Here is a 16,666-nt window from a genome sequence, read left to right as displayed (position 1 = left end):
TCACCGCTGGTTTCAACGGACTGAATCAGAGAAATCGTTGCCCATCATGAACTTGAGTTCACCATTGGCGTCACCGGCGCGAATCGCACCCGCTTGCCTGATCTCTCATGGCTGATCCAGCGCCGCCGTCCATTCTGCCAGAAACCGCCTGCGGGTCATCGAATCCAGCGATGACAGCAGGCCGGGGTCCAGCCGGATCGGCCTGAGCCACGGCTGGGTGGCAAAGGTCTCGGGCCGCATGACGGCGAAGCCGGTGGCGCGGGACTGGATCAACTGGCCTTCGTCCGACAAAAGGAAGCGCAGCAGCGCCGCGCCTGCCTCGGGCAGCGGCGCATTGACCGGGATCAGCGCGGTGCGTTGCAGGGTGACGGTGAAATCCTCCAGCGCGATGGCCTGCACGCCCGAGCCTGCGGGCAGGTTTGCTGCCGCATAGCTGCCCAGCACGTTGTAGCCGACCAGCAGCTCGCCCGACAAAAGCCCGGCGATCATGTCGCCCGAGCAGCAAAAGAGCCGCGCATCCAGCCGCCCCATCACCTCGGCCAGCCGCCAGATGGAATCGGACATGCGCGCGTCCTGGGTCAAAAACAGATACCCCGCGCCCGAAATGCGCGGGTCATAGGTGCCGATCCGCCCGGCGAACAGCTGCGGGTGGTCACGAAGCAGCGCGATCAGGTCGCGGCGCGAGCGGGGCGGGGCCTGCCCGTCGGGCAGCGCGGCATCGGCCAGCAGCAAGACCACCGGCTCTTGCGCGATGGACACCAGCCGGTCGCGCCAGCGCGCCCAGACCGGCAGTTCAGCGACCAGATCGGCAGGCAGGGCGCGGGCGTAGCCGTCATTGGCCAGCTTCATCTGCAAATCCATCGCGGACGAGATCACCAGATCAAACGCCGCCCCTTCACCATCGACCGCGCGAAACAGATCCTGACTGCCTGCCTGCACATAGCGCAGCGCCAGATTGGGCTGGCGGGCCAGAAACGCCTCGGCCAGCGGGGCAAAGAAGCTGATGTCGGTGGTGGACAGCACAGACAGCTCGTTGGTCGCGCCTGCCGGACCGAACCGCTGTTCGGCTTCGATCTCGAAGGCGACGGCGGGCAGCGCGAACAGCGCCGCGATCACGACGAGAAGGGGAACCAGAGCGTTGCGCATGTGCCGCCGTCCTTTCTGTCTTTCAGGGCAAAGCGCCCGCCCATCGCCGCCGCCGTCTCGCTCACAATCGTCAAGCCCAGCCCCGAGCCGACCACACCACCGACATTCCCGCCGCGTCGAAAGCGTTTGGAGAGTGCCGCCTGCGTCTCGCCGCCCAGACCCCGGCCCCGGTCGTGAACGTCGAGCCGGGCGAAACCTGCGTCCTCGCGCAGGGTGATCAGGATGGGGGATTCGGCGGGCGAGTATTTCAGCGCGTTGTCGATCAGGTTGCGCAGCGCGGATTCGATCAGCACCGCGTCGCCGGTTGTTTCCATCGGCGCGGCGGGCAGGTCCAGCGTGATTTCCATTTCTTTCAGATCGGCGGTGGGGCGGAACCTGTCGGCCAGCGCCGAGACCATCGCGCCCAGTTCGACCCGGTCCTGCGCCCGCTGGTCGGCGCGAAACAGCACCGTCGCGTGGTCAAGGAGCTGGTTGGCCGAGCGCGCGCTTTCCTCGGTCGCGCGGATCATGCCGCGCAGGCGGGCGCGGGTGGGTTCATCCCCGGCTTGGCGCAGCGCCAGCTCGGCCTCGGAGCGCAGGGTGGCCAGCGGCGTGCGGATGTGATGCGCGGCTTCGGCGATGAAGGTTTCGGTCTGCGCAAGGGTCTGGCGCAGACGGGCGATGAAGGCGTTGAGCTGCTCGACCAGCGGCATCAGCTCGGCGGGGGCAGGGTGGCGCACCGGGCGCAGATCGTGACCGCCGCGCCGGCCGACCGCCTCGGCCAGCCGCCCGATGGGGCGCAGCAGGGTGCCCGTCGCGAACAGGCTGAGGGGCACGGCGACCAGAAACACCACCAGCCCCAGCGCCGCCGCGCGGTTGCCCAGATCGCGGGCAATGGCGCGCTGGCCCTCGCGCGTCTGGCCGACGATCACCAGCACAGGGGCGGCGCGGTTTTCGATCATCAGGCTGCGCGCCACGGCGGCCAGCCGCAGATCGGCGTCGCGGTAGGTCGCGTCGTAAAACGCCGGTTCCAGCGCGGTGGGGGTGGTCGGTGGCAGGGGCAGGTCGTCATAGCCGGTGACGGGCAGGCCCCGGATGTCGATGCGGTGAAAGATCCGTTCTTCACCCATCGCCGCCAGCATCGAGAAGGTGCCGGGCGACAGGTCCAGCTCGGCTCCACCCTCGACGCTGCGCAATTCCTCGGCGATGGTGGTGGTGGCCGCGCCCAGTATCCCGTCGAGCGTCGCCTCAGAGGCGCGCTCGGCCCCCAGCCGTACCGCCACGTAAAGCGCGACCGCCAGCACCGCCGACAACACAAGCAGCTGCACCATAAGGCGACGGCGCAGGCTGGGGGCGGCGCGGGGGGTCATCCGCCGGTCAGCCGGTAACCCAGCCCGCGCACGGTTTCGATCCGCGCGGCGCTGCCGTCGATCTTGCGGCGCAGGCGGGCGATATAGACCTCGATGGCGTTGTCACTGACCGGTTCGGCATAGGAAAACAGCCGGTCGCAGAGCTGGTCCTTGGACAGGATGCGGCCCGGCGCGGACAAAAGAACCTCGAGCAGCCGCAGTTCCCGGTTGCGCAGATCGCGGGTCTCGCCCGCGACGGTGACGCAGGCCCCCATCGGATCAAAGGTCAGATCGGCATAGGTCTGCAACGTGGTCGCCGCCCCGCCCCTGCGGCGCAGCACGGCACGGCAGCGGGCCTCAAGTTCGGCGAAATCAAAGGGTTTGGTCAGATAGTCATCGGCCCCCAGATCCAGCGTATCCACCCGGTCCGACACCGCCGAGCGCGCGGTCAGCACGATCACGGGCGTATCGGCCTGGGCTGCGCGGTGGCGCTGCAAAAAGCTGCGCCCGTCGCCATCGGGCAGGGTGATGTCGAGCAAGATCAGGTCATAGCGCGCGACGGCCAGATGATCGTCGGCATCAGCCAGATCGACGGCGTGGTCGACGGCGTGCCCCTCCAGCTCAAGCCGCTCACGGACCGAGCGCGCGAGGTCGGCGTTGTCCTCGATCAAAAGAAATCGCATTCCGCCTCATTTTCTGGCGCGATGACGCGTCCGTGACAGGTCTGTGCAAGGTTTTCAGCGAATGGTGCACGACGCAAGGGGGGAACATGCGCTGGCCAAGCAGCCGGCCGCAGTCGCCTTTGCGGAATGTTTCAGGGAGGAAGTTCCACATGACCCGTTTGACTCTGTCCGCGCTTTCACTGGGCGCGCTGGCGGCGCTGGCCGTTCCGGCCGCTGCCACCGAATGCATCGCGCCCGCTAACCCCGGCGGCGGCTGGGATTTCACTTGCCGCCAGATCGGCCGCATCCTGTATGAAATCGGTGAAGTCCCCGCGCCGGTCGTGGTGACCAACATGGCCGGTGCCGGTGGTGGCGTGGCCTATGCCAACGTCGCCAACGAGCGCAACACCGACGAAGATCTGATCGTCGCCGCCTCGTCGGCCACGACGACCCGTCTGGCGCAGAACGCCTTTGGCGGCGCGACCGCGGATCAGGTGCGCTTTGTCGGCTCGATCGGGGGCGATCCCGGCGTGATCGTGGTGGCCAATGACAGCCCGTTCCAGTCGCTGAACGATCTGGTTGACGCCGTGCTGGCCGATCCGGCGTCGGTCGCCTTTGCCGGTGGCTCTGCGGTGGGTGGCTTCGACCACATGAAACCGCTGCAGATCCTGCAGGCTGCCGGTCTGGAAGACATCCGTCAGGTCCGCTATATCGGCGTGGATGGCGGCGCGGATGCGATCACCCAGACGGTGGGTGGCTTCACGCAAGCGATGACCGGCGACATGTCGGAAATCGTCGGCTTTGTGCGTTCGGGCGAAGTGCGCGTTCTGGCTGTGCTGACCGAAGAGCGCGTTCCGGGCTTTGACGATATCCCCACCGCGCGTGAGCAGGGCTATGACGTCGCCGCCGTGAACTGGCGCGGTCTCTATGTCCCCGGCGGCATCTCGGATGAAGCGTTCCAAGCCTGGGCTGACCGTCTGACCGCCGTTGCGAACAGCGCGCAGTGGCAAGAGGCGATGACGGCCAATGGTCTGGCGCCCTTCACCCGCGTTGGCGATGAGTTTCAGACCTGGATCGATGGCGTGATCGCCCAGACCCAGGAGCTGAGCCGCGAGATCGGCGTGATTCAGTGATGAAAGCGGACCGGATCTTTGGTCTGGTCCTGATGGCGGTGGCGCTGGGGTATCTCTACAGCGCCACCTCTATTCAGACCAGTTTTCTGTCGGACCCGGTGGGTCCGCGGGTGTTTCCCTACCTGATCGGCGGCTTTGTCGTGATCGGGTCGGCCTTTCTGATCATCAAGCCCGATGCCAATGCCGAGTGGCCCGGCGTCGGCACGCTGGTGCAACTGGCGATCGCACTGGCCGTGCTGCTGGGCTACGCCAGCGCCGTGCGCCCGCTGGGTTTCGTGATCCCAACGGCGATCGCCGCCGGTGTGCTCAGCTATCAGATCAATCCCAAACCCGTCACCGCTGTGTTGACCGGGGTGGGCCTGTCGGTCGGTCTTTTCGTGCTGTTCAACATGGTGCTGGGGCTGAGCCTGGTGGGTTTTCCGCGCAGCTGGTTCTGACGCGGTGACGTAAATTCGGGGCGCGCACGCCGGACGGGCCGCCCACGGGGGAGAGACATGGACATTCTGTCAAACCTGGCAATGGGCTTTTCCATCGCCTTGTCGCCATGGTCGCTGATGCTGGCCGTGATCGGCTGCTTCATCGGCACCATCGTCGGCGCGCTTCCGGGCCTTGGCCCGGCCAATGGCGTGGCGCTGCTGATTCCGATCACCTTCTCGATGGGTCTGGACGCGATGTCGGCGCTGGTGCTGCTGACCTCGGTCTACTACGGCGCGATGTATGGCGGGCGGATCTCGTCGATCCTGCTGAACATTCCGGGCGACGAACCGGCGATGATGACCACGCTCGACGGCTATCCGATGGCAAGGCAAGGTCGAGCGGGCGAGGCCCTTGTCGTCTCAGGCGTTGCGTCCTTCGTCGGCGCGTTTCTGGCGACCATCGGCCTGATGCTGCTGGCCCCGGTGCTGTCGCGCGTTGCCTACCAGTTCGGCCCGGCCGAATATTTCGCGCTCTACCTGCTGGCCTTCTGCACGCTGGGCGGTCTGGGGTCGAACAATCAGGCGAAATCGGCGCTGGCTGCCCTGCTGGGTCTGGGCATCGCGATGATCGGTCTGGATAAGACCACCGGCATGCCGCGCTTCACCTTCGGTGAGCTGCATCTGATGGACGGCATCGACTTTCTGGTCGCCATCGTCGGTCTGTTCGCCGTGTCCGAAGTGTTCTTCTTCATCGAGAGCCACGGCAAGAATTCGGCCATCGGTGTCGCGCTCGGCAAGGTGACGATCCCGTGGAAAGCGCTGCGCCACACGACCGGCGCGATGCTGCGCGGGACGGGCATCGGCTTTGTCGCCGGGATTTTGCCTGGCGCCGGGGCCTCGCTGGGTTCGTTCCTGGCCTATGTCGCCGAAAAAGCGGTGGCCAAGGACAAGGACAGCTTCGGCAAGGGCAACGTCCGGGGCGTGGCTGCGCCTGAGGCGGGCAACAACGCCGCCGCCGGTGGCGCGCTGATCCCGATGCTGACGCTGGGCGTGCCGGGCTCGGGCACCACCGCCGTGCTGCTGGCCTTGCTGCTGACGCTCAACATCACCCCCGGCCCGCTGTTGTTCACCGAACGGCCCGAGGTTGTCTGGGGCCTGATCGCCGCCCTGCTGATCGCCAACATCGTGCTGTTGATCATGAACGTGCCGATGGTGAAGATCTTCGTGAAGATCCTCTCGGTGCCGTCGCATATCCTGCTGCCCGGCGTGACGATGGTGGCCTTTGTCGGCATCTACTCGCTGACCGGCTCGACCTTCGACATGCAGCTCATGGTCGCCTTCGGCATTCTGGGCTATGTCTGCCGCAAGCTGGATATCCCGACGGTGCCGATCATTCTGGGCATCCTGCTGGGCAACGCGATGGAAGACAACCTGCGCCGCGCCATGGTGTTGTCGAACGGCGACTGGACGTATCTCTTCTCGTCGTCGGTTTCGACCGGCCTGTGGATCGCCGCGATCATCGGCTTTCTGGCGCCGATCTTTCTGCGCCGCTTTCTGAAACGGCCTGAGGTTCAGCCTGAGGCAATCGGGGACTGAGATGAGCACACGCGTTCTGGTGCCTTCGGGCGTTCTGGGACTGGGCTTTGACCGCGCGGCTTTGTCGCGCGGTCTTGGGCTTAAGCCGGACATCATTGCCATCGACGGCGGCTCGACCGACTCAGGCCCCTGGTCGCTGGGCGCGGGCGAATCCAAATATTCACGCGCCGCGACGAAATCCGAATGGCGCACGCTGATGCAGGCGCGGGCCGAGGCGGGCGTGCCGCTGATCATCGGCACGGCGGGCACCTGCGGCGCGGATGCGACGGTGGACTGGATGTATGCGCTGACCGCCGAGATTGCGGCAGAGCTGGGCATGACGCTGAAAGTGGCGCGGCTCTATTGCCAGCAACCCGCCGAGCGTCTGGTTCAGGCGCTTGAGGCCGGGCAGATCACCCCGCTGACCCCCGCGCCCGAAATCAGCGCCGACGCGCTGCGTGCGATGACCAACATCGTGGCGCTGGGCGGCGTCGAGCAGGTGCAGGCGGCGCTGGCGACCGGCGCGGATATCGTGATCTGTGGCCGGGTGACGGATACCGCCACCATCGCCGCCCTGCCGCTGGCGCGCGGCGATCACGCCGGGGCCGCGTGGCACGGGGCCAAGATCGCCGAATGCGGCGCGCTGTGTTCGACCAATCCGACCTCGGGCGTGATCATGGTCGATTTCGACACCACCGGCTTCACGGTCGAGGCTATGGCCGAGACCGCGCTTTGCACCCCGCATTCCGTCTCCGCCCATATGCTCTATGAGAATTCCGACCCGTTCCAGCTCTATGAACCCGGCGGCTATCTGGACGTTCGCGGCGCGCGCTACACGGCGCTCGATGCGCGGCGCGTTCGCGTCGAAGGCTCAACTTGGGTGCCCGGTGCCTATACCGTCAAGCTGGAGGGCGCGCGCGCGGCGGGCTACCAGACCACCATTCTGGCGGTCCTGCGTCAGCAGCACTATGTCACCAACGCGCAAATCTGGGCCGACAAGCTGCACGCCTATCTCACCGGCCAGATCACCGAACGCATGGGCCTGACCCCGCCCGATTACACGCTCGAATTCCGCTTGATTGGCACCAATGGCGCGCTGGGGTCGCTGGAGAACCGCACGGGCCAGCCGGTCGAAGTGGGCGTTCTAGGCATCGTCACCGCCGCGTCGCAGGCCCTTGCCAGCGAGATCGGCAAGCTGATCAACCCTTTCGTGCTGCATTACCCGCTGACCGAGGACGAGGAACTGCCAACCTTCGCCTTCCCCTATTCCCCGGCCACCACCGACCGCGGCCCGCTTTACGAGTTCGCGCTCAACCATATTCTGGCGCTGGACGACCCGATGTCGGCCTTCCGCCTCACTGTATCCGAGGTAGGCTGATGGCGCGTCTGGGCGATCTGGTTTTGAAAGTGCGCTCCAAGAACGCCGGGCCGTTCTGGATCACGATTGACATCTTCTGCGGCACCGAGGCGGCCTATGCCGACGTTTCGCAGAAACTCGAAACACAGCGCGTCGCCGATCTGACCGGCACGCCGTTGCACCTGGTCAAACGCTTTGACATTGCCGAACTGCGGGTGGTCAAACTGTCGATCCCGCGCCCGGTGGTGCAGGGCAGCCGCGACGACCGCGACATGCACGGCGCGGCGCTGGCGGTGCTGATCGACGAGATGGCGCTTTAGCGCTCCAGCAGGGCTTTCAGCGCGGCCATCTCGCCCGCGCTCAGGCCCTGCTCGGTGCGCTTGAACATCCCGCGCACCTCTTCCCCGGTGGCCATCACCGTCTCGCCCATGGTCACCTCATAGCCCAACACCAGCGCCTTGCGGCCCCAGTCGCGCACCGTCATCGCGATGGTCACCGTGTCATTGGGCTGCATCGGGCGGCGGAATTTCGCATCCGCCTGCATCAACCCCAGCCCGATCGCGCCCAGTTCGGTGCAGATCGCCTGATGCCCGCCGAATCCGGCCAGCCAGTCGTGGAAGGTGCGGTCGAACCAGCCATAGATATTGGGATAGAAAACGATCCCAGCCGGGTCGCAGTCTCCAAAGGTCACGGTATAGGTCAGGCTATGCGTGGTGGTCACGGGGCTGCTCCCAATCTGTCTTTGCAGGTGCAGAAACTACCCCGCCCCACGCTGGGTGTCGAGGCGACCGCGCCGCCCTTTCATCTTGCTGAAAATACGCAAGCTGCGCGGTCACCGCCTGCGCGCAGCCCCCCATCCCGGGTAGGGTGCGCTTCAGCGCACCGCTCCCTTATACCGGTCGCCACTCGCTCAGCGCTTTTTCGACGCGGCCCCACTCCGCCCCGTCCGGCAGCCCCAGTCTGAGCCAGGTGCCCGAGTACGGAAACCGTCGCGTCCAGATCGCGCGGCGGGCCAGATGGTCCTGCGCGCGGGTGGCGTCGGGCGTCGCATAGGTGCGAAACAGCGCCGTGCCGCCGACCAGCACCCAGCCCGCCCGCGCCGCCATCCAGTCCAGCCGCGCGGCGTCATCCGCCAGCCGTTCGGTCGTCGCGCTCTGCCACGCCGTATCACCCAGCGCCGTGGTGCCGATGCTCAACGCGGGGCCACTGACCGACCACGGCCCGGCCAGCTCGCGCAGTCGGGCCACCATCGCGGGGGCACCCAGCAGAAAGCCCAGCCGCACGCCCGCCAGCCCGTAGAATTTGCCAAACGACCGCAAGACCACCAGCCGCTCACCCGCCTGATCGGCAACCGACAGTTCGGGATGCGGATCGGCGAAACTCTCGTCGACCACCAGCAATCCCACCTTTCTGGACAGCGCCACCAGCGCCTCGGGCGACCAGCTGCGGCCATCGGGGTTGTTGGGATTGACCACCACCGCCAGATCCGCCCCGGCAAGTCCGCGCAGGCCTTCGACCGGGGTGACGGTCCAGCCCTGCGCACTAAGCGCAGCGGCGTGTTCGTTGTAGGTCGGCGTCAGCACCCGCGCGTCGCCCGGCGCGGCACAGCGCGGATAGAGCTGGATTGCCGCCTGTGCGCCCGCCAGCGGCAGGACCGTCTCGGGCGCGGCGCCGAAAGCCTCGGCGGCGGCGTCGATCAGCGCCCCTTGCGCGGTCGCGGTCGGCAGTGCCGTCCACGCGTCCGCAGGTAGCGCGGGCACAGGATAGGGCCGCCGGTTGATCCCCGTCGACAGATCGATCCAGCCGCTGCCGCCATATTCGGCCCGCGCGGCATCCAGATTGCCGCCATGATCGCGCGTTACCATCCCCACACTCCCCCTGCGGCGATCATCACCGCCAAGACCCCCATCGCCCGGACATACAGCGCCAGGCCCCGCGTCACGTCGCGCGCTGACGGATCGGGCGCGCCTTCATTGACCCAAGGCTCGTTCGCCACCCGGTCCCCGTAAACGCGCGGACCCGACAAACGGATCCCCAGCGCGCCCGCCATGGCGGATTCCGGCCAACCGGCGTTGGGCGAGCGGTGGTGGCGCGCGTCCCGCGCCATGGTTTTCAGCGCCTTGCCGGGGCGCGGTGACACCAGCGCGAAGACCACGCCGGTCAGCCGCGCCGGGATCAGGTTGACCACATCGTCGATCTTGGCCGAGGCCCAGCCGAACTGCTCATAGCGCGCGTTCCGGTGGCCGATCATCGAATCCAGCGTGTTGATCGCCTTGTAGGCGGCGATCCCCGGCAGCCCGGCGACGACGCCCCAGAACAGGGGGGCGACGATGCCGTCCGAGGTGTTCTCGGCCAGACTTTCCACCGCCGCGCGGGCTACGCCCGCGCTGTCCAGCTGCGCCGGATCGCGCCCGACGATCATCGACACGGCATGGCGCGCGCCGGCCAGATCGCCCCGGCCCAGCGGCGCGGCGACAGCGGCGACGTGCTGGTGCATCGAGCGGAGGGCAACCAGCGGCCATGCCAGAACGCCGGTCAGAACCGTGCCAAACCAGCCCCCCGGCAGCAGCGCAACGACGCCCCATGCCAGCCCCCCGGCCAGCCCGATCACGATCAGCGCCGTCAGCACGCCCTTGGCGCGGCGGCCCTCGCCCCGGTTCAGCCGCCCCTCAAGCGTGGCGATCAGCCCGCCCGCCCAGGTCACCGGATGCCCGATGCGCCGATACACAGCATCCGGCCACCCGATCGCAGCGTCGATGCCCATGGCGATCAGCATGGCCAGACAGAAACTCATGCGCCGCCCCCTGTGAAGCGGAGCACGCCGGTCAGCCCTGCAACAGCCAGTGCGGCCTCGGCCCCCTCAGGTACGGTGCCGGGCGCAAAGATCAGCCCACGCGCGCTGCCGGTATGGGCGATCAGCCAGCCCAAGGCACCAAGGTCGCGGGCCAGAGGGGCGGTGGGGTCATCGGACGGACCGCGCAGGGCCAGGGTCCGGCGGGCGGATTCTGTGGTCAGGGCGGCCATCGCGGGCAGATCCGCCAGCGTCTCCCACCGTTCGACCAGATCGGTGATGTCGGGAAAGGCCATGTCCTCAGCCCGCGTGCGCTGGCCGGGGCCGAAGAACCCGCCGAGCACCTCGAACGCGGGCAGCGCTGGCAGGTCCGCCACCACCCGTCCCTCGCGCGGGGCAAAAAGCAGACGCTCGGCGCGGGGTAGCATCAGCGGATCGCTGGCGCCTTCGGCGGCGACACAGGCGCGGGCCAAAGCCTCGCAGGAGCCCGAGAACCCAAGCCACCGCGCCAACGCCACCAGCGCAGCCGTCGATGACCCCGCCCCGCCCCCTGCGGCATCAGCGCGCGCATCGGCGGCAGCGTTGCGGGCACCGCCAGCCCCAACGCCGCACAGAGCGCGCGGACCCGGCGCGGGCCGAGCAGGGTGTCGTCGCCGGTGCCGCCAATTTCGACGCTAAGCGCCGGGCAGGGCAGCGAAACCAACACAACCGGGCCCTCACTGCCCAGACGGCCCTGCATCAGTTCGCCAAAATGCCCGGCCACACGCAGCGGCGCGGTCGGGGCGCTGGGCAGAGGGTTGGTCATGACGTCTCGCATCGCGCTGCCTGAGGTTCGGGTGCCTTACTGCGGTCTTTCCGCCCGTACGGCAAGGGCTGGGAGGGGGAGCCGGACGCGCACCATGGTCCCGCTCTGCTTGAACCGCCTGCGTTCGGGCGGCATGCCCGAAAGCGACCTCTCCCTGACCATCGCCGCCTTTGGGCGGGCTGGCGTCGGGTGACCGGTTCGGGCGGCGGCGTGTCGCACCAAAAGCAAAGACCCGCCGGTTCCCCGGCGGGTCTGTCTGAGCGATCAGGCGTTGACGCCGTCAGTTCAGGTTGTTCACGGTGGCCGCAGCGGCACGCAGGACAGACATCGACTGCGTGATCAGCGGCAGCGAGGATTCCGTCGCCAGCACCACGTCGCCGGGTTGGATCTCGAACTGCTCGGCGGCAAAGAGGCCATCAGCCGAGGTCAGGTCCAGCGTGAAGATCACCTCTTGCTGACGCGGGAAAGGCCCCGTCGGGCGCACGGCCTCGGGCGGGTACTGACGCATGACCATGACGCCTTCGAGGTTGGCCCGTGACGTGGACAGGCCGCCAATCGTGGACAAAGCATCCAGAGCGCTGATCGTCTCGCGCTCGAAATAAACGACACGCTGGGTGCCCGCGGCGCCAAGCGCGATATAGCTGCGATGATCCTCTTCGACCAGAATGCGGTCGCCGCCACGTAGCTGGATGTCATGGGCGGGGTCCGAGAACAGCTCACGGGCCGGGATCGCATAGGCGGTTCCGGCGCGGTTCAGCCGCACCAGCGGATTGCGCAGGGAAGACGCGATGCCGCCCGATTCAGCCAGCGCGCTCAAGATGGTCGGGCTGATTTCGGGCAGGGCCAGACGGCCGGGGCGGGCGACGCCGGTCACCATGTCGATGGTATTGCCTGCGCCGGGGGTGACGGTCAGTTGCACCTGACCGTCGGGTACGATCGGCGCCATCTGATCCTGAATGTCGCGGCGCGCCATTTCGGCGGATTGTCCGGCCACGCGCACTTCACCGACATAGGGCACAAAGATGCGGCCTGCGGCGGACACGGGCACGTTTTCCATCCGCACGACCCGTTGCTCTGTCGTGGTCAGCAACGAATCCGGCTGGCTGTCCCAGACGGCGATGCTCAGCAAATCGCCCGCGCGGATAATGCGCGCGGTCGCCGATGCGCCCGTCGTGGTCCAGTTGTGGCGCAGTTCGGGGTGGGCCAGCGGCCAGGTGTCGAGTTCATCCAGTGCGGCACGGGTAACGGCAAAGACCTGAACTTCGTTCGCAGGGTCATCGGTTCCGCGCAGGATCTCGCTTTGCAGCGCAGCGCCGCGCGGCATCGAGCAGCCCGCAACCAGTGCCGGGATCATCAGCGCGGCGATGGCGATGCGCGCAAAATGCAGCCCGTGTCGCCCATTCCCCGGCTCAAATCGAAGGGTGGTGTTGGTCATTGTCATCGCCACTGTCGCCTGCCTATTCCCTCAAGCAGCCCCGACCCTTTCCGGGTCTCTTTCCCTTCGGGTGAACGAAGGACGGGCGTGCGTAGGCGAGACGCTACTGCGGTTCGACGTCTGCGACAAGCGCTCTGGCGGCAAACACCCCGCAGCGGGGAGTTGGTGCAACAGTTTGCCGCCGACGGGCACGGGCGCGCAGGGCGGGTGTTGCATGGGCTAGGCAGAGGCGTTTGGGCGCATTAGCGTTGCATCAACGCATCGCCAGGGGGGCGTCGCATGGGGGATCAACGCTATCAGGCGGATGTTGCCGTCGTCGGGGGAGGTCTGGCCGGGTTGACGGCAGCCTGCGAGCTGGCCGCGCGTGGCAAGCGGGTGCTGGTGCTGGATCAGGAGGGGCCGCAAAATCTGGGCGGGCAGGCGTTCTGGTCGCTGGGCGGGCTGTTCATGGTCGACACGCCCGAGCAGCGCCGCCTCAGAATCCGCGACTCTCGCGCCTTGGCGCTGAACGACTGGCTGGGCTCGGCGCAGTTCGACGGCCCGCAGGACTACTGGCCGCGCACGGTGGCCGAGGCCTATGTCGATTTCGCCGCAGGCGAGATGCGCGACTGGCTGGCGGGCATCGGCCTGCGCTGGTTCCCGGTCGTCGGCTGGGCCGAGCGCGGCGGCGCGCTGGCGAAGGGTCACGGCAATTCGGTGCCGCGCTTTCATATCACATGGGGCACGGGGCCGGGGGTTCTGGCCCCGTTCGTGCGCATGGCGCGCGAGCATGAGGCGGCGGGCACGCTGGTCTTTGCCTTTCGTCACCGCGTCACCGCGATCACCCGCAGGGCCGGGCGGATCGCCGGGGTTGGTGGTGACGTGCTGGAGGACACCGCCGTTGAGCGCGGTCAGACGTCGAGCCGCGTGGTCACCGGGGCGTTCGAGGTCGAGGCCGATGCGGTCATCGTCACCTCGGGCGGGATCGGGGGCGATTTCGAGAGGGTGCGCAGGGCATGGCCCGTGGACCGCCTCGGCCCGGCGCCTGCGCGCATGGTTGCCGGGGTGCCCGCGCATGTCGATGGCGCGATGATCGACGTGACGGCGCAGGCAGGCGCGGGGCTGATCAACACCGACCGGATGTGGCACTATTGCGAAGGCATCCGCAACTGGGCGCCGATCTGGCCCGAACATGGTATTCGCATCCTGCCCGGCCCCTCGTCTTTGTGGTTCGACGCGCTGGGGCAGCGGATGGAAGCGCCGTTCCTGCCGGGGTTTGACACGCTGGGCACGCTGAAGCGCATCCTGTCCACCGGCCACGCGCATTCGTGGTTCGTGCTGACGCAAGGCATCATCAAGAAGGAATTCGCGCTGTCGGGCAGCGAGCAGAACCCGGATCTGAGTTCAGGCAAATGGCGCGAGGTGCTCAAGGCGCGGCTGGGGTCCGGCGGCAAGGCGGCCGCGCCGGTCGAGGCATTCAAGGAACACGGGGCCGATTTCGTCGTGGCGCAGTCGTTTGACGAGTTGGTCGCGGGGATGAACCGGCTGGCGGGAGAGATGGGCGATCCGGTGTTGGACGTCGACATGCTGCGCGCGCAGATCGATGCGCGCGATGCGCAGGTCGCCAACCCGTTCGCCAAGGACGCGCAGATCACTGCGATCAACGGTGCGCGGCGCTATCTGGGCGACAAGCTGATCCGCACCGCCAAACCGCATCGCATCCTTGACCCGGCCCACGGCCCGCTGATCGCCGTGCGCCTGTCGGTGCTGACCCGCAAGACGCTGGGTGGCATCCACACCGATCTGGACGGCGCGGTGCTGGACGCGGCAGGCGCGCGGATCGACGGGCTGTTCGCCGCCGGGGAATGCGCCGGGTTTGGCGGTGGCGGCTATCATGGATTTAACGCACTTGAGGGGACGTTTCTGGGCGGCTGCCTGTTTTCAGGCCGCAGCGCGGGGCGGGCGGCGGGGTAGGGGGGCTAGCCCCCCTCGGCCCGTGCCGGGCCTCACCCCCCAGCGTATTTTTGGCAAGATGAAAGGGCGACGATGATCAAGGCCTGTGTGTTTGATGCCTATGGCACGCTGTTCGACGTGGGCGCGGCGGCGCGGATCGCGGCGGGCGAGCCGGGGGCCGAGGGGTGGGCCGGGAAATGGCCGCAGATCGCGGCGGACTGGCGGCGCAAGCAATTGGAGTACACATGGCTGCGGGCCGTGGCCGGGGCGCATGCCGATTTCTGGCGCGTGACGCAGGACGGGCTGGACTGGGCTCTGGAGAATGCCGGGCTCAGCGATACGGGCCTGCGCTCGCGGCTGTTGCAGTTGTACTGGGATCTGGCCGCGTTTCCTGAGGTTCCGGCGATGCTGGTCGCGCTGGCGGCGCAGGGTCAGCGGCTGGCGATCCTGTCGAATGGCTCGCCGGGGATGCTGGACGGGGCGGTGCGCTCGGCCGGGTTGGGCGGGGTGTTCGAGGGGCTGTTCAGTGTCGAGAGCGTGGGGGTCTTCAAGCCGGACCGCCGGGTTTATGAACTGGTTGGCGCGGGGCTGAAACTGGCGCCCCAAGAGGTGCTCTTTGTGTCCTCGAACGGCTGGGATGCCTGCGCCGGTGCGGCGTACGGCTTCGCGACGGTGTGGGTGAACCGCGATGGCGCGCCCCGCGACCGGCTGTTCGGCAGCCCGCAGCATGTGCTGTCGGATCTGGCCGCGCTGCCGGGGTTGGTGGAAAGCCTTTAACCTGTAAAGTTTGCGCTGGCAGCATCGGTTTGCGCTGCCTAAGGTGCGGGCATGAGCCAGATTTTCGACACCCGCTATTCATGGTCCCGCCTCGCCCTGTCGCTGGGGATTGCCACCGTCGGCAACGTCGGCATGTGGTCGATCATCGCCCTGTTGCCTGCCGTGCAGGCGGAATTCGGCGGCGGGCGCGGCGATGCCTCGGTGCCCTATACGCTGACGATGGCCGGGTTTGCGCTGGGCAATCTGGTGCTGGGCCGGGTGGTGGACCGGTTCGGTGTCAGCGTGGCGCTGTCGCTGGCCGCGCTGTTGTCGAGCTTTGGCTACGTGCTGGCCGCGCTCAGCCCGACGATCTGGCTGCTGTCGGGCGCACAATTCCTGATCGGGCTGGGGACGGCGTGTTTCTTTGGGCCTTTGCTGGCGGACATCTCGTTGTGGTTCCGCAAACGGCGGGGGATCGCCGTGGCCATCGCGGCCAGCGGCAACTATCTCGCCGGGGCGATCTGGCCGCTGGCGCTGTCCGGTGTGCTGGCGGCGAGCGGCTGGCGTGCCGTCTGTTGGGTTCTGGCCGCTCTGGTCCCCGTCGTCGTCATCCCCGCTGCGCAGTTCCTGCGCCGCCGGGTGCCTGCCGAAAGCATGACCGCGACCGCGCAGGCCACCAGCCTGATCCCGCGCCGCGCCCCCTACTCGCCGCGCACGCTGGCGTGGATGCTGGCGCTGGCCGGGATCGGCTGTTGCGTGGCGATGTCGATGCCGCAGGTGCATCTGGTCGCCTTCTGCGTGGACCTTGGCTATGGCCCTGCTGTCGGGGCCGAGATGCTCAGCGTGATGCTGATGGGCGGCGTGGTGTCGCGGCTGATCTCGGGGTTCATCACCGACCGGCTGGGCGGCATCCCGACGCTGCTGATCGGCTCGGTCGGGCAGATGATCGGGCTGTTCTTGTACCTGCCGTTCGACGGGCTGGTGTCGCTCTACGTCGTCAGCCTGATCTTTGGCCTGAGCCAGGGCGGCATCGTGCCCGCCTATGCGATCATCGTGCGCGAATACATGCCGGCGCGCGAGGCCGGCGCTCGGGTCGGCTTTGTCATCATGGCAACCATCGTCGGCATGGCGCTCGGCGGCTGGATGTCGGGCTGGATCTATGACGTCAGCGGCTCGTACACGATGGCCTTCGTGAATGGCATCGCATGGAACCTGCTGAATATCGTGGTGATCCTGACCATCCTGCTGCGCAGCAGGCCGGGACGGGCCACGGGGGCACTGGCCACAGCGTGAACGACAAAAAAGGGACGGTCCAAAGGACCGCCCCGAC

At 67.6% G+C, this 16,666-nt stretch carries 17 protein-coding genes; 8 read left to right on the top strand and 9 right to left on the bottom strand.

What is annotated here, in order from left to right:
• Positions 1 to 105 precede the first annotated feature (105 nt).
• The 3 genes from OKW52_RS01570 to OKW52_RS01560 are packed head-to-tail and all read right to left on the bottom strand — an operon-like array spanning position 106 to position 3,157.
• Positions 106 to 1,146: an ABC transporter substrate-binding protein gene (locus OKW52_RS01570; RefSeq protein ID WP_264504151.1), complete on the bottom strand. Its 1,041-nt coding sequence runs from the start codon at positions 1,144 to 1,146 to the stop codon at positions 106 to 108.
• Positions 1,113 to 2,495 carry a sensor histidine kinase gene (locus tag OKW52_RS01565; protein WP_264504150.1) on the bottom strand — a complete coding sequence of 461 codons (1,383 nt, stop codon included), beginning with the start codon at positions 2,493 to 2,495 and terminating at the stop codon, positions 1,113 to 1,115. Before OKW52_RS01565 ends, OKW52_RS01570 begins: the two co-directional genes overlap by 34 nt.
• The gene (locus OKW52_RS01560; protein ID WP_264504149.1) at positions 2,492 to 3,157 is read right to left on the bottom strand and encodes a response regulator transcription factor; all 666 of its coding nucleotides are present in this window, start codon (positions 3,155 to 3,157) and stop codon (positions 2,492 to 2,494) included. Before OKW52_RS01560 ends, OKW52_RS01565 begins: the two co-directional genes overlap by 4 nt.
• A 149-nt stretch (positions 3,158 to 3,306) precedes the next feature.
• Between OKW52_RS01560 and OKW52_RS01555 the strand changes: the two genes are divergently transcribed.
• Genes OKW52_RS01555 through OKW52_RS01535 form a run of 5 tightly spaced genes read left to right on the top strand, consistent with a single transcriptional unit; the run spans position 3,307 to position 7,937 of the window.
• Entirely contained in the window at positions 3,307 to 4,269 is a 963-nt protein-coding gene (locus OKW52_RS01555) for a Bug family tripartite tricarboxylate transporter substrate binding protein (protein ID WP_264504148.1), read from the top strand.
• Positions 4,269 to 4,706 (top strand): tripartite tricarboxylate transporter TctB family protein, encoded by a 438-nt coding sequence (locus OKW52_RS01550; protein ID WP_264504147.1) that lies wholly within the window; start codon positions 4,269 to 4,271, stop codon positions 4,704 to 4,706. Before OKW52_RS01555 ends, OKW52_RS01550 begins: the two co-directional genes overlap by 1 nt.
• A gap of 57 nt (positions 4,707 to 4,763) precedes the next feature.
• Complete coding sequence (locus OKW52_RS01545; protein ID WP_264504146.1) at positions 4,764 to 6,281, top strand: tripartite tricarboxylate transporter permease; 1,518 nt, start codon at positions 4,764 to 4,766, stop codon at positions 6,279 to 6,281.
• 1 nt (position 6,282) lies between these two features.
• Positions 6,283 to 7,638: a DUF1446 domain-containing protein gene (locus OKW52_RS01540; protein WP_264504145.1), complete on the top strand. Its 1,356-nt coding sequence runs from the start codon at positions 6,283 to 6,285 to the stop codon at positions 7,636 to 7,638.
• The gene (locus OKW52_RS01535) at positions 7,638 to 7,937 is read left to right on the top strand and encodes a DUF4387 domain-containing protein (RefSeq protein WP_264504144.1); all 300 of its coding nucleotides are present in this window, start codon (positions 7,638 to 7,640) and stop codon (positions 7,935 to 7,937) included. The genes OKW52_RS01540 and OKW52_RS01535 overlap by 1 nt, the downstream gene beginning before the upstream one ends.
• Here OKW52_RS01535 and OKW52_RS01530 read toward each other — a convergent pair.
• The 6 genes from OKW52_RS01530 to OKW52_RS01510 all read right to left on the bottom strand — a co-directional run bounded on the left by OKW52_RS01530 (position 7,934) and on the right by OKW52_RS01510 (position 12,648).
• On the bottom strand, positions 7,934 to 8,338 hold the full coding sequence (locus OKW52_RS01530; protein ID WP_264504143.1) for an acyl-CoA thioesterase: 405 nt from the start codon (positions 8,336 to 8,338) through the stop codon (positions 7,934 to 7,936). The two genes, OKW52_RS01535 and OKW52_RS01530, sit on opposite strands and share 4 nt — an antisense overlap.
• Positions 8,339 to 8,507: 169 nt before the next feature.
• The gene (gene cobD / locus OKW52_RS01525; protein ID WP_264504142.1) at positions 8,508 to 9,482 is read right to left on the bottom strand and encodes a threonine-phosphate decarboxylase CobD; all 975 of its coding nucleotides are present in this window, start codon (positions 9,480 to 9,482) and stop codon (positions 8,508 to 8,510) included.
• Positions 9,476 to 10,411: an adenosylcobinamide-phosphate synthase CbiB gene (cbiB, locus tag OKW52_RS01520; RefSeq protein WP_264504141.1), complete on the bottom strand. Its 936-nt coding sequence runs from the start codon at positions 10,409 to 10,411 to the stop codon at positions 9,476 to 9,478. The genes cobD and cbiB overlap by 7 nt, the downstream gene beginning before the upstream one ends.
• A complete protein-coding gene (locus OKW52_RS23200) occupies positions 10,408 to 10,881 on the bottom strand; it encodes a hypothetical protein (RefSeq protein WP_319800443.1) in 474 nt (157 codons plus the stop codon). The genes cbiB and OKW52_RS23200 overlap by 4 nt, the downstream gene beginning before the upstream one ends.
• On the bottom strand, positions 10,836 to 11,213 hold the full coding sequence (locus OKW52_RS23195; protein ID WP_319800442.1) for a hypothetical protein: 378 nt from the start codon (positions 11,211 to 11,213) through the stop codon (positions 10,836 to 10,838). The genes OKW52_RS23200 and OKW52_RS23195 overlap by 46 nt, the downstream gene beginning before the upstream one ends.
• Positions 11,214 to 11,493: 280 nt before the next feature.
• The gene (locus OKW52_RS01510) at positions 11,494 to 12,648 is read right to left on the bottom strand and encodes a polysaccharide biosynthesis/export family protein (protein WP_264504140.1); all 1,155 of its coding nucleotides are present in this window, start codon (positions 12,646 to 12,648) and stop codon (positions 11,494 to 11,496) included.
• A gap of 279 nt (positions 12,649 to 12,927) precedes the next feature.
• Here OKW52_RS01510 and OKW52_RS01505 point away from each other — a divergent pair, with 279 nt between their 5' ends.
• The 3 genes from OKW52_RS01505 (at position 12,928) to OKW52_RS01495 (ending at position 16,629) form a co-directional block, all read left to right on the top strand.
• Positions 12,928 to 14,601 (top strand): FAD-binding dehydrogenase, encoded by a 1,674-nt coding sequence (locus OKW52_RS01505; RefSeq protein WP_264504139.1) that lies wholly within the window; start codon positions 12,928 to 12,930, stop codon positions 14,599 to 14,601.
• 72 nt (positions 14,602 to 14,673) lie between these two features.
• A complete protein-coding gene (locus OKW52_RS01500; protein ID WP_264504138.1) occupies positions 14,674 to 15,357 on the top strand; it encodes a haloacid dehalogenase type II in 684 nt (227 codons plus the stop codon).
• 51 nt (positions 15,358 to 15,408) lie between these two features.
• Positions 15,409 to 16,629, top strand: a complete 1,221-nt coding sequence (locus OKW52_RS01495) for an MFS transporter (RefSeq protein WP_127108031.1) — start codon at positions 15,409 to 15,411, stop codon at positions 16,627 to 16,629.
• Positions 16,630 to 16,666 lie beyond the last annotated feature (37 nt).

The sequence above is a fragment of the Pararhodobacter zhoushanensis genome (assembly GCF_025949695.1).
GTDB classification, from domain to species: domain Bacteria; phylum Pseudomonadota; class Alphaproteobacteria; order Rhodobacterales; family Rhodobacteraceae; genus Pararhodobacter; species Pararhodobacter zhoushanensis_A.
The sequence above is the reverse complement of the archived record's forward strand: the minus strand, read 5'-3'. Positions and strand labels throughout refer to the sequence as shown.